Raw genomic sequence first — 12183 nt, forward strand, 5'->3', positions numbered from 1 at the left:
CAACTCGGCCTCCACCTCGTCTACCAGCCGGAAACACAAACGGTCCGCGCTGAAGTGGATCTCAACGCGGACCGTGGGTGTATGGTTCGTGTCCGAGGGGGGACTTGAACCCCCACGAAGGGCCGCTGTGAGCTGGGAGAATCCTATGGCGGCTGCTCATCCCGTGTCCAGTCGTAGCCCCTTGTGGCCGGTGGTGGCCCACTGTTCCCCGCGATGTTCCCGGCGGGAACAGGCTGGGACGGCTCGACCGGAGAGAGGGCCGGCGCGGCGCACCGACCCCCTCCTATCCGGTCACAGTCAGTCGAGTTGCCCGTACACGAAGTCGGCCAGATCGACAGGGATCTCCTCCCAGCACCACCGGCCGCCCATCACGACGTACCTGCCGCGCTCGTTCGGCTCGATGCGGACGATACCTTCGCCGGTCGCGCTGAGGTCGACGACGATGGCATCCCCGCTCCACGACATGGGCGGCACCGGGCCGTCGACGAGCTGGGTCAGCCTCGGCTCCTCGTGGCCGGCGACGGTCATCAGCTGCCGGTAGTGGCGGCGGTGCATCTCCTGGTCGACCACCACGGCGGTGGCCACGTCCCGGGTGCACTCCCACACGGCCCAGCCGTGCCACCGGTCAATGAGCATGCCGGCGTACGCGCCCTCGTAGCGCTGGCCGCCGTCGTAGTCGTAGGCCAGCCACTCGCCGGCGAAGTACCCGGCCTCCCCGGGCAGCAGCTCGGGGTCGAGGTCGAGGGGTGGGGCCGCCGTCTCGGGCGGGGCCGCAAGAGTCAGTTCCACGTGAACTCCTTCGGTCAGTAGTCGAACAGGGTCGGTGCTGGAGGTGCCGGCCGCTCGGCCAGTTCTGGGACGTCCTCGTCCGTCTTCTCCTGCCACCAGTCCGCGAACATCCGGCGGTGGCACCACGCGTTCGGCGGCGGCACCGACAGGTCGCAGAAGCAGAGGAGGACCAGCCGCTCGTCCTCGGCCTGGTCCGCGATGTCGGCCAGCTCGGCCTGGATCGCGTCCAGCCCGGCGGACTCCAGTCGCTCGACGTAGATGTGCCGGTACGGCTGCTCGTCGAGCTTCAACATGTTGTAGCTCGGGGCGAGCAACCGGGCGTACCCGGCCAGGTCGTACGGCAGCTGGTAGCGCGGGGCGCCGACGGTCGTCCGGACCGGGGCTCCCTGCGCCGGCTGGAACCGCTGGTAGCGGCTCGTGAACAACTTCAACTCATCCTCCGTGAGGTGGCTCGTGGTCGTAGTAGAGGCGTGCGATCTTCGGGATGAGTTCCTCCAGGTGGACCCCCAGCGCGCTCACGGCCGCTCCGACCACCGGTGCAGGGCCGGTGACGGTCAACAGCTCCACCTCGACGGGAACGCCGGCCTCGCCGGCCGCCGCCCGATGCTCGGGCAGCGGCGGCAGCGGCAGGACCGCTCTCGCCGTCACCAGCGGCACCACAACGGCTCCGTCAACCGCGAGCACGACGCTGGTCGTCACCTGGTCAGCCATCGGCTACCTCCTTCCTCGAAGCCGGGCGGCTATCGCCCGGCACCATCCGTGGTCGACGCCCAGCCGCTCGGCCACCTCGTCCGGCTCGTAGCCGTCGGCGAGGTACCGGGTGACCAGCCGCGCCACGCTGTCGTCGACCCGGGGGCAGAGCCGGCGGCGGCGCTGCGGAGGCGGGGCGGTGCCGCCGGGGTGGCGGCTCCGCTCCGGACTCGCGGCGAGCGGCTCGGGCCCGGGCCAGCGCCCGGCCCTCCCGCGTCGTCGGCTCCGCCCCGGTCACTGGCGGGCCCGCCGCCGGTGGCCCGATCGCCGCCGGTAGGCCAGGTGCGCCACCCGCAGCCACGCCCGCCGCTGGTCCGCCACGCGGACTAGCGCCGAGGCCGCAGGGCGTCCCGTCCGGCCAGCCCGGCTGGGAAGGGCGGCGGGCGCGATCATGCCGCCTTCGCTCCCCTGCCGGCGTCGGCTGGCGGCGTCAGCGACACCACCGGCTCAGCCGGTCGGCTGGCCAGCCACTCCCGGCCGATCCGGGCCAGCCGGTCTATCAGCTCGTCGCGGACCTTCCTCGCGCCGTCGGCGTACTGCTCCAGGTAGGGAACGGTCTTGCGGTGCTCGGGGCTGGTCGACGCCTTCTTCCGGGCGGGAGCCAGCAGCCACCGTTCGTTGGCGGCCACCTCCTGATCGGCGATCTCGCACGCGAACGAGATGCCGCGCAGCTCTGCCGCCTTCTGGATCGCGTCGACCACCGCCTCGGCCAGGTCGCGGGCGTCCCGCTCGCGGAGGTCCAGGTCGAGGTCTTCCGCCATCGCGGTCAGGGCTGTGGTGGCCAGCTCGCGGACCGCCCGGTAGTCCGGTAGGGCCGCCTTGACCTGGCGGGCCTCCTCTTCGGTCTTCGGGTCCAACTTCACGCGGAATCCCCCGACTGACCGAGGCCGCCGCAGTTGCTTATTGCGGCCGTACAGCTTGCGGACACAGTAGTCCCCTCTCCGTTCGGTGACGGCAGCAGAGCTGCCCTTACTTCCGCGACGAGCGCCGGACCTGCGTGGTCATCGAACACCGCATGGAGGGCAACCCGAAAGGTCGCCGGCCCGAGCGGGACCGCGTCCAACAACCGCGCCTGCCAGTACAGATCGGACTGGGCTCGCCGCATCGCCTCCTGAAGGTCTGCCGGGGCACTCGGCAGCGGCCAAGCCCAGAGGACCCTGACCACACCGCGCGCACCGATAACCTCCAGAAGGCGAGAGTTATACATAAACATTGTAGGGCAAGGAGCCACAGCGGTCAAATTGTGACCGTATAGGATGGCTGCCACGGTCGGAGCATACGCAGCCGCCGAGGGCCCGGATAGAGCTCGCCAGCACACCGGTGGGCGCCCCTGCGCGGGACGCCCACCAGCCACGGACTACCGGGACGCCGGCTCCGGCATCATGTCCGCCAGCTCCCCCGGCACCACCACAACGTCCGGGTTCAGGTCTACCGTCACGGCCGCCGCGAGCGCCTGGGCCTTGCGCAGCTTCGCCGACACCTTCCCGGCCAGGGACTTGAGGTCATCGACCCGCTGCCGGTACCCGGCCACGCCGCCCTCGGCGCCGGCGAGCAGCTTCGCCAGCTCCACCGGCTCCATCTGCGCCAACTCGTGCAGGATCGTCCCGGCGGTCGACAGCCGGTCGATCTTGCTCACGACCTTCTTGCGCTCCTTGACCAGCTCTTCCTGCGCCTCCTCGTCGTGCTCCTCGGAGTCGAGGCGCAGGATCTCGATTTGCGCCTCGGCATCCCGGCACGCCTTGGCGAACGCCTCAGCGTCACGCGCCGACGAGAACTCGCCCCGCGCCCACTTCACCAGGAACCGCCGCTGCTGGTCGGGCGACAGCTTGCACACGTACCAGGCCACGCCCACCTGGAGGTGCCCCTTGGCGACGAGCTGCTTGGCGTCGTCGATCAACCCGAGCAGGTCGATGCGCCACCCGATGTACGGCTGGGTCTTGCCGAACAGCTCCGCGATCGCCTCCACCTCCCAGCCCTTCTCGGCCAGTCGCGCGTACGCGGCAGCCTCCTCCATCGGGGTCATGTCCTGCCGGTTGACGTTCTCGGCGATCTGCGCGATGAACGCCTCGTCGCCGTCCATCTCGAACACCAGGGCCTGGAGCGAGTCGATCTCACCCCGAAGCGCGGCCCGCCAACGCCGCTCGCCGACGACGAGTCGGTAGTGGCCCGCCTTGTCCGCCTTCCGCACCGCGATCGGCTGGAGCTGGCCGACCTTCTTCAACGAGGCCGCCAGCTCGTCCAGCTCGGCGTCGGTGAACTCCTTCCGCGGCTGGTCGGGATCCGCCTCGATCTTGCCGATCGGGATGCTACGCAGGGCGCTCTTCGCTGCCATCGATCGTCCTTCCACATGAACGGTACGTGCCTTACGTACATATTCATTGTAGACTGCGGACGATCTTGCCGTCAATATTGTATGTACGGACCTGCTGGGGTCACGCGCCCACCATCACGAGGGCGGACCGGAGTGCGCCGGCCGCAACGCCGACCGTTCCGGCGAGGCACGCAGAGGCGCTCAGCAGAGTCGCCTTCAACACGCCGTTCGCCGGCAAGACCGACGGGGGGCGGAGCATGGCCGCCACCTGCCGCAGGGTCTCGTCCTCCATCTCCACGTCGTCCACTCGACCGGACTCCACCTCGGCGGCAATCCGCTGGGCCAACGTCAGTACCTCGATCGTGCGCTTCCGTGGCAACAAGAGTTCCCCCACCTCATGCTTCACCGCTGCCTCGATGCTGGGGCTATCCGATTGTGACCCTATAGGAGGGCCGCCTCCTTAAGGCGCTCTTAAACCTGAGACGGAGAGAGCTTAGTCCTGGTCAGCCGGATAGCAACAGGCCCGAAAACGGTTCTACCTGCTCAAACGATGAGGCCACAAAGACTGATCGAACGATCGCAACCTGTCAACTAACGCACAGTGGGCGGCCCGGCTGACACCGGACCGCCCACACCGGACGCTCACTTCCAGACGAACTCCAGGCGGTCGACATCCAGCCGAGCCATGCCTGGGCGGGTAGCCGGCTTCACCACGATGCGCTCCAGGACGAGAGCGAGCAGCTCTCGACGTCGCTCCAGCGGAGCGTCTATCCACCACTCCGCCAGCGCCTCCGGCGTCGTCGCCGGCAACCCTCGGAGCCGCTCCGCTTGGGCGACCCGTTCACGCACCGCCTTCTTCTCCTGGCCGACCTCTGCCTCGATCGCCTTAAGCGTCACCATGCTGATCTGGCGTTTCGCGTACTCCTGGCCCGCCTCGGTCAGCCGCTCCTCCAGCGCCTTCATCGCTGCCTCGACGTGCTCAGCCGTGTTGCCCACAGCCCCGATGGCAGCCTCCAGCCGACCCCGGACCTTCGGCGACCCGAGCCGCGCCAGGGCGCGCACGGTCACTTCCTCCTCAAGGGCTTCGGCGGCGATCCGAATTCGGCCGCACCCGTAGCTCGGGCTGCCGGAACGGCACACGTACCCGCGCTTGCCGCTGTTGCTCGGCTGCGTGTAGAGCGGCTTGCCGCAGTCGTGGACACCCGGTCCGCCGTCGTCAGGAAGCGGGTAGCCGCATGCCAGGAACCCTCCGGACAGGAGGTACTTCCGCACGTTCGTGGCGGCCGGCTGCTTGCGAGCCGGGTCGTCCAACAGCTTCAACAGCTGCTTGTGCGTCTCCCGGTCGATGATCGCTTCCCACTGCCCCTTCCCCACCACATCTCCGCGGTAGGTCTTCAAGCCGGCCAACCGCGGGTTACGCAGCAGACGCGACAGTGACTGCTGCGTCCAGGGTCTTCCAGCAGATGTTTCGACGCCGCGGGCTCTTAGATCGGCGACCGCCGACCTCATGCTCTCTCCGGCAAGGACCCGCTTGACGACCTCGCGAATCACCGCAGCCTCAGCCGGAATGACCGTCCGACCGGTCTCGTCATACCCGTAACAGCGCACCCACTACTCCCGGGCTAGCGGCGGCGCGGGTTGCGGGCCGCGCCGTCTCGACAACGCATTCACCTGTCCGAGCTGGCGATCGGCCCACCGCACCGCCCTCTTGGTCGGCTCGCACGGTTGCCTACCGCCAGGCGACACCGGAGGCGCCCGCCGGCACTGCGCTGTACCGTCGGTCGGGAACCTACCGGGTCGCTGCATCTACCTCCCTCAACTGGCAGACACACGACAATGGCCAGCCCTCGACTGGCCACCTATACGCTAGCAGTGCCCCATGGCACCGTTCTACCTACAGGCACCTATGAGGTACCGCCGCAATCCCCCCGTCGCCTGCGGCGTACACCGTCGTTACCCTCCCGCAATAGAGGAAGCCCGGAACCTTCCCACCTGGGAAGATTCCGGGCTCCTACTGCCATCTTGACGCATCGCGGGCCTGGTCAGGCTTCTGTCCCCCGACGGCCAACCCGACCAGGCCCGCGACCGGCCTTGCCGTCACGTGAGCAGGCCGGTCTCATTAGATCACTGCGGCCGGACTGGTCGCCACTACAGAGAAGTCCACCGGCCACGTGCGTCGCGATACTGGATGTCGACACACCCGTAGTGAGGTTCGCCGAAGTCGCGCAGCGGACCGAAGTCCTCCGGCCCGCCCGGGTCGCCGGCGGTCCAGATCAAGCCCTCGTAGACCACGCCTCGTTCAGCCTCGTCAACGTCCCGCCCGTCCGCGATCGCGCCCTCGTCGATATCGCCCAGGTCGAGCATGCGGAACGGCCGCCCCTCCGCACGTGCCCGCTCCAGCATCTCCTTCGTGGCCCGACCCGGCCCGGTCGTCCCAACCTCCGACTCCGACGTGCCGTGCAGCTCGTGGTCGCGATCCCGGGTCAGCACCCAGGCGTACGGGTGCTCGGGAAACTGCGCCTCACGCTCGGCCCGAACGACTGCCATTCCCACCATCGGTCTCCTCACTTTCCGGCGGCAGTCGCCGCCAGCTCTCTCGGTTTCACGGCGGCACGTTTCCGCGCTCGCACGCAGTCCTCGATCCGCTTCCGGCCCCACCGCTCGCTACGGCCGCACCCCTTACCCAGCAGCTCGCCGGTCAGAGGTTTGCCGACTTCGACCGACTCCAGGTAGAGCCGGTACGCCTCCTCGTACGACTTCCGAGTTCCGGCATCGAGGCGCCCCACCTCGGGGCCGAAGTCGTACGGCAGCGGCCGTTCGCCAGTACCGCCGGCGTCCCGGGGCCACGGTTCGGGCGAGACCACGGGCGTCAAGCTCGGTAGCGGCAACTGTCCTATGCCGGTCGCCGGCACGGCGTCCGGCACCGGCACCGGCACTGCCGCCGGCACGGGCTCAGGCTCCGGGTCCGGCACTGCCGCCGGCACCGGCACAGGCACCGGCACAGGCACCCGCTCAGGCACCGGCACGGGCTCCGGCACTACCGCCGGCACCGGCACCGGAGCAGACGCCTGGCCCGGCACGGGATTCGGCTCCCGGGTCGGCACCGGCATCAGGTCCGGGCCGACCAACGACGCCAGGGCTGCTACGCGCTGCGGCACCGGCACCGGCACCGGCATCGGGGCAGGTGGCGCGACGGCAGCAGGCGGAGGTGCCCCGCGCTCACCAGCGGCAGCCGAGGCAGCAGCACGACCGGCAGCAGCGGCCAAGACGGCAGCACGCTCGGCAGCCACCGCCGCGTGCCGCATCTGCGACAGCACAACCAAACCGATCGACGCCACGACCACCAGGCCGTCGACGGACAGCGGCAGGGTGCTCGCCGTCAAGTTGTCCTCGCCGTACTGGAGCGCCAGCCCTCGCATGTGGCGGTAGCTCGCCAGAGCGGCAACGCCGGCAACGATCACCGTGCCGAGGATCTGCGCCGCTTTCAGCAGCGGGTGCCGCGGTGCCGGCACTCGCGTCATCACCTCCGAGCACAGCAGCAGCGCCAGCGGCGCCCAGCCGGCAACCGCCTTCGCGCCGGCACCGGCACCGGCATGCGCGATGTTCGCCGCCAGGGACGCAGCGATGCCGGCACCGAAGGCCAGCCACGCAGACACCCAGGCACCCTTGCTCGGCCGCTCCGGTACTTCGTTCTCCACGTGAACCACTGCCGGCACCTACCCGGCAGCCCCGGCGGCGGTGCCGCCGTCGAGCGGCAGTGCCGGCAGCGCCGGCACCTTCTTGCCTTCCATCGGTTTCGCTCCAACGGGTCGAGGCCGCCCGGGGATACCCGGGCGGCCGTTCTTGATCTCTACAGGTGGGTCAGGGTCTCGCCGCCCCGCGCCTCGTACCGCTCGCTGGCGAAGATCGCGCGCTCGTACTCCTCCAGGTGCTGGGCGCAGAACAGCTGCTCCTCCGTCCAGGGCCCGGTCGGCTCCGCGCTCATGCCGTTGCCCACCAGGCAGAGGCCGCCGCACATGCAGCCGTTGCCGTGCTCGGTGACCAGCTTGGCCACGGCGCGAGCGGTGCACGGCCCGCCGTCCTGCGCGGGCACGAACTCGGCGTTGAAGGTCGGGATCTCGATGCGCTGCGTGCACACCAGTGCGGTCGCGGTCGGGGCAGCCAGCTTGGTCATATCTCGGTTCTCCTCAGGTTGGGTCGGGTTGGGTCGGGAGCGGCGGGCGCGCTGGAGGCGCGCCCGCCGAGACGGTCAGCGGCGGCGGTTGAGGGTGAGGGTGTACTCGGCCCCGTTGGTGCACCGGATGAGGAGCCCGTTGTTCGAGCACATGACGCCCGCGTCGGCCAGCGTCTGGACCTCGCTGACCTCGATCGGCTCGCCGTCCTCGCCGATCAGCGGGCGGTCGTCCGCCGTGACGGCGGCCGTCTCCAGGTCGAGGTCCTCGGCGACGAGCAGCAGGGCGCGCTCCAGGATCTCGTCGAAGCTCAGCATTGCTTCCTCCTCTGTAGGATGGGGGGCGGTGTGTACATATTCATTGTATGCTTTGGCCAGCTCTGCGTACAAATTTTATGTACAACCGGGACCGTGTAGCAGGTCACACGTACCGGTGGCTCCGCCTCCACGGAGACCGCCGAGCGCCCTGTCGGGTGGTGGAGTGGGCAGGTCGCCCCTCCCGGCTTAGGCAGGCTGTGAGCGGTCGGGCCGCTCCCCCAGCCGCCTCTCGTCCAGCTCGGCCGCCGCCTCCAGCAGCCACGCCGGGGGAGGCGGCCTTCGACCCGCAGGGCGGGGCAGGGCTCGGCCACCCGGCGCGGTTCGCTCCGCGCCGCACGCCCGACATCGGGTGGTCAGCCACACCAGGCCGCCGCCCTCCTGTGCGGAGCCGGAGAGCATCCCCGCGCAGGTGTCGCACACCCCTACCGCGCCGACCTCGGCGGCACCGGCGAACGCCTCTACGTCGACCAAGCCCTCACGCACCAGCCTCGCGTCGATGCCCACCGCTCACCTCCGACCTCCGACGTGGGGTGGGGCCGGGCGACGGTCGTCCTCCACCCGGCCCCGCCCTGCCCTACTCCTGCGGACTGGCCGGCAGCGCCAGCAGATCCGGCAGCGCCAGCCGGCCGTCCCGGTAGGCCCGCGCCACCTCCTCACGCCCGCCAGGCTTGAAGGTCAGCCGCGTCGACGGCGGGGGCGGCTCCGCGACTTCCACGAAGTCGAGAACCCGGCCCGTCTCGCCGTCGACCACCGTGCCGTCCTGCTCGACCTTCATCCGGGCGAGCAGCGCCTTCCGCCATGCCGGCCGCACCGATTCGACCGGTGCCGGCACCGTCACCTGCACCTCCGACGGGTGCTCCTGCTTGCACCAGGCGAGGAACCCCGCCTCGTCGACGATGAAGCCCGGCTTCGGATCGGAGAGCGTCACCTGCGCCACAGGGGCGTCGTGGCCCGGCAGCCGGACCTCGATCGCCTTGACGCCGAACGAACCGTTCAGGCCGACCATGCCGGAGTCGGCTTCGGCGCGGGCCAGGTCGTAGACCTTCTTCACCTCGTCGAGCAGTGCCTTGAGCACCGCCGCCCGCATTGCCCGCTCCTGTGGCCCGCTCACCGGCCCGCTCCCGCCGCCTCGGGCTGCCTGCCGTTGGCCATCCGTCCGGCGTCACGGGCCATCTGCGCTCCGGCCGCCTCCGAGGTGTCCGGGTCCGTGGCGCGCACGCCGGCCGCCGCGGTCGCCGCCCGGTCGAGCTGGGTGCTCGGGGCCTCGGCCACCCGCCGCGCGGCGGCGATCTCCGCGCCTCGCGCGTTGAAGGCTTCCCGCAGCCGCTGCGTCTTGCCGAGGCGCTGCGCACGCTGCCACAGAATCTCCAGGTCCTCCCGTGAGGCGCACGCGGACAGGGCCTTCGGCCAGTCGACCTCCTTGGGGGGCTCGCCGTTGTCCAGCCAGTCGAGCAGCTGGTGGCCCAGCTCCGCGCCCGGCTTGTGGATCACCTGGTCGGCCAACGCGTCGCACCGGCTCTTCGTCACCCGCAGGTAGTGCCCCTGGTCGAGGTCGCCCACCAGGTCGAACTCGTACTCCAGCCCGTCACGCTGGTCGGGCTGCATGCCCAGCTTGGACACCTGCTTCCGGCCGTCGCTGCCCTCGGTGATCTCGTACTTCTGCTTCGACCGCAGGCACACCACGACGTGTCCGGGGAAGCTCATCAGCGCCTCGATGTACGCCCGCTCGATCGGGCGCACGTCCTTCCAGCCGTCCATCGACCGGCCGCCGTGGTTGCGGGCGAACAGGTCGACCAGCTCCAGGATGCCGCCCGGCCCGAACCAGTAGTGCGACGCCGAGTCGAGCATGAAACCGGTGAAGCCGGCGTTCGCCGCCTCGTCGATCAGCTCGACGAGCTGCCGCGGGTCGTACTTGACCGGCGAGAACTTCTGGAAGCCGTAGCCGCCGGCCTCGTCGGGCGTCATGTCACCGACGCCGGGCAGCTCCGGGTTGACCGCGTACTTGTCGGCCGAGTCCCGCTCGGTGTCGACGAACGCGATCCGGTCCAGGCCGTCCGAGACGGTCTGCGCGCCGGTCAGCGTGTACAGCAGCTTCAACCCGGTCAGGGTCTTGCCGGCACCGCTCGGTCCGGCGAGGGCGATCCGCGCCTTCGCCTTCTTGCGAGTAGCTGGCATGAACCTCGAACTCATCCTTCGTCCCTTTCCACGTGAACGAACGTCCTACATAGACTTTATACGGTCGCTATCTATGACCGTAGCCCTACACCCTCAAGCCACGAAAAGAGCCGTGCAGCCCGAGCAGGCTTCACCTCCGACCGAGGCGGGCATGCCGCAGCCGTCGTGCCGGCAGATGACCGGCGCCCCCAGCTCCGTGCAGCCGGTGTTCTCCTGGTGCCGCCAGTCGTCGCCGGCCGGCACCAACACCCCGCCGCAGTCTCGGCACTGGGCGACCTCTACCGACGCGAGGGTCACCTTCATTCCCCGATCACGCTCCTCTCTCGTCTGGACACCACATTGATACGACGGCTGTGCAGCGGTGCCGACCGCTTGCACCCGGGCACGGCACAGTGCCCGTTCGGCCCTTCGATGTACGCGTGGTCGTCGCCGTCACCACGACCACCGACCGGTTCTTGATCCCTGTATGGATTGAGTTCGCCTGGCGGACCAACTTCGTCCGCCTGACGGACCAGAGTTAGTCCGCGCGGCGGACCAACGGCCCCCTTGACTGGTCCGCGACGCGGACCAGCAGACCGGGGCGATTCGGACGCAACTGGTCCGCCTCGCGGACCAACCACCCCCAGTTCCGTCAGCAGACGCAGGAGCTCCGGCGGAACCTGCATCCGGTACGTCGTCTTCGCCTTCTTGCGTCGAGCGTCGGCCACCGTTGGCCGATGCCGGTCGACCCACCCCTCCTCTTCCACCTTGTTGAGCCACTTGGCCACCGACGAGCGGGCCATCCCCGTCGCCTCCTCCAAGTCGGTCAGGCTCGGCGTGAACCGCTCGGGGATCACCGCCGTGTGCGGGTCGGTCCAGGTCAGCAGCGTCAAGACGAGGTGCCGGCCGGGCGGATCCAACGTGCATTCCTTGTGCCTGACCGCGCGCTCGACCGTCCACCGGTCCACCATGCAGGCGGCCTCCCTGTGCAGCGCCGCCAGCGCAGCGCCGCCCGAGCTGGCGTACGATGCGCGTGCGACCCGTTCTCCGTTCCGGGTACGTCCATGTCGGCCCCGCCAGATGACCGCCTGGCGGGGCCGAGACGTTGTCCGGCACCCTACACCCGATATGTACGGCCGCAATGGGTTCCGGCGTGCTCATATCTAGGCCGCCGCGTCGTCGGGTTCGAGGACGTCCCACGGGTCCCACACGATCTTCCGCTTGGTCTCCTCGGCGAAGGCGTAGATCGTGGTCAGCTTCCACACCGGGTTGTTGCTGACCTCGCCGTCCTCCTTCGGCAGCACGCCCTTCGACCGCCACTGGTACGGCGTGTTGTCCTTCACCCCGAACATCCGCACCAGTTCCTTGAGTCCCACCACCGGCGGCAACTCCAGCGGGCCCGACTGCACGAGCTGTGCCGACACCTGCCGGGCGACCGCCTTGAGCTTCGCCTGGTTCACCTTCACTGCCCTTCTCCTCCCACGGCCGGATGCCATACAAGGTCAATGTACGGCACCCGCCGGGGACGATCAGGCCGCCACCCGGGCGGCACACGACTCGCTGCACAGCAGCATTCGCACCAGCTTTATCAGGGCTTCTCTCATTCACTCCTCCGCACAGGGTCGGCAAGGTGTACAGAGACATTGTATACGACCAGGCCCCCGACGTCAATATTGTATGTACGGCTGGC

At 69.5% G+C, this 12183-nt stretch carries 18 protein-coding genes; all 18 read right to left on the minus strand.

The features are described from left to right. Positions 1-297 precede the first annotated feature (297 nt). The gene (locus V6U90_RS15880) at positions 298-789 is read right to left on the minus strand and encodes a hypothetical protein (protein WP_334436437.1); all 492 of its coding nucleotides are present in this window, start codon (positions 787-789) and stop codon (positions 298-300) included. A gap of 14 nt (positions 790-803) precedes the next feature. Continuing rightward, positions 804-1220, minus strand: a complete 417-nt coding sequence (locus V6U90_RS15885; protein WP_334436439.1) for a hypothetical protein — start codon at positions 1218-1220, stop codon at positions 804-806. A gap of 1 nt (position 1221) precedes the next feature. Further along, positions 1222-1500: a hypothetical protein gene (locus V6U90_RS15890; RefSeq protein ID WP_334436441.1), complete on the minus strand. Its 279-nt coding sequence runs from the start codon at positions 1498-1500 to the stop codon at positions 1222-1224. A gap of 3 nt (positions 1501-1503) precedes the next feature. Then, entirely contained in the window at positions 1504-1626 is a 123-nt protein-coding gene (locus V6U90_RS15895) for a hypothetical protein (protein ID WP_334436443.1), read from the minus strand. A gap of 302 nt (positions 1627-1928) precedes the next feature. Beyond that, a complete protein-coding gene (locus tag V6U90_RS15900; RefSeq protein WP_334436446.1) occupies positions 1929-2402 on the minus strand; it encodes a hypothetical protein in 474 nt (157 codons plus the stop codon). 494 nt (positions 2403-2896) lie between these two features. Then, entirely contained in the window at positions 2897-3871 is a 975-nt protein-coding gene (locus V6U90_RS15905) for a ParB/RepB/Spo0J family partition protein (protein ID WP_334436449.1), read from the minus strand. A gap of 100 nt (positions 3872-3971) precedes the next feature. Beyond that, on the minus strand, positions 3972-4256 hold the full coding sequence (locus tag V6U90_RS15910) for a hypothetical protein (RefSeq protein WP_334436452.1): 285 nt from the start codon (positions 4254-4256) through the stop codon (positions 3972-3974). Positions 4257-4492: 236 nt separating this feature from the next. Then, the gene (locus tag V6U90_RS15915; RefSeq protein ID WP_334436455.1) at positions 4493-5458 is read right to left on the minus strand and encodes a recombinase family protein; all 966 of its coding nucleotides are present in this window, start codon (positions 5456-5458) and stop codon (positions 4493-4495) included. Positions 5459-5998: 540 nt separating this feature from the next. Next, a complete protein-coding gene (locus tag V6U90_RS15920) occupies positions 5999-6397 on the minus strand; it encodes a hypothetical protein (RefSeq protein ID WP_334436458.1) in 399 nt (132 codons plus the stop codon). 17 nt (positions 6398-6414) lie between these two features. Then, on the minus strand, positions 6415-7557 hold the full coding sequence (locus V6U90_RS15925; protein WP_334436461.1) for a DUF2637 domain-containing protein: 1143 nt from the start codon (positions 7555-7557) through the stop codon (positions 6415-6417). Between the two features lie 143 nt (positions 7558-7700). After that, positions 7701-8024 carry a hypothetical protein gene (locus V6U90_RS15930; RefSeq protein ID WP_334436464.1) on the minus strand — a complete coding sequence of 108 codons (324 nt, stop codon included), beginning with the start codon at positions 8022-8024 and terminating at the stop codon, positions 7701-7703. Positions 8025-8099: 75 nt separating this feature from the next. Continuing rightward, a complete protein-coding gene (locus V6U90_RS15935; RefSeq protein ID WP_334436467.1) occupies positions 8100-8339 on the minus strand; it encodes a hypothetical protein in 240 nt (79 codons plus the stop codon). Between the two features lie 186 nt (positions 8340-8525). Further along, positions 8526-8843 (minus strand): hypothetical protein, encoded by a 318-nt coding sequence (locus V6U90_RS15940; protein ID WP_334436470.1) that lies wholly within the window; start codon positions 8841-8843, stop codon positions 8526-8528. A 70-nt stretch (positions 8844-8913) separates the two neighbouring features. Continuing rightward, positions 8914-9450, minus strand: a complete 537-nt coding sequence (locus tag V6U90_RS15945; RefSeq protein ID WP_334436473.1) for a hypothetical protein — start codon at positions 9448-9450, stop codon at positions 8914-8916. Beyond that, entirely contained in the window at positions 9447-10514 is a 1068-nt protein-coding gene (locus V6U90_RS15950) for an AAA family ATPase (RefSeq protein ID WP_334436475.1), read from the minus strand. Before V6U90_RS15950 ends, V6U90_RS15945 begins: the two co-directional genes overlap by 4 nt. Before the next feature lie 93 nt (positions 10515-10607). Then, positions 10608-10817 carry a hypothetical protein gene (locus tag V6U90_RS15955; protein ID WP_334436477.1) on the minus strand — a complete coding sequence of 70 codons (210 nt, stop codon included), beginning with the start codon at positions 10815-10817 and terminating at the stop codon, positions 10608-10610. Continuing rightward, the gene (locus V6U90_RS15960) at positions 10814-11464 is read right to left on the minus strand and encodes a MarR family winged helix-turn-helix transcriptional regulator (protein ID WP_334436479.1); all 651 of its coding nucleotides are present in this window, start codon (positions 11462-11464) and stop codon (positions 10814-10816) included. Before V6U90_RS15960 ends, V6U90_RS15955 begins: the two co-directional genes overlap by 4 nt. Positions 11465-11656: 192 nt before the next feature. Further along, positions 11657-11959, minus strand: a complete 303-nt coding sequence (locus V6U90_RS15965; RefSeq protein WP_334436482.1) for a hypothetical protein — start codon at positions 11957-11959, stop codon at positions 11657-11659. Positions 11960-12183: the final 224 nt, after the last annotated feature.

This window comes from Micromonospora sp. CPCC 206060 (assembly GCF_036906895.1).
Classification (GTDB): domain Bacteria; phylum Actinomycetota; class Actinomycetes; order Mycobacteriales; family Micromonosporaceae; genus Micromonospora.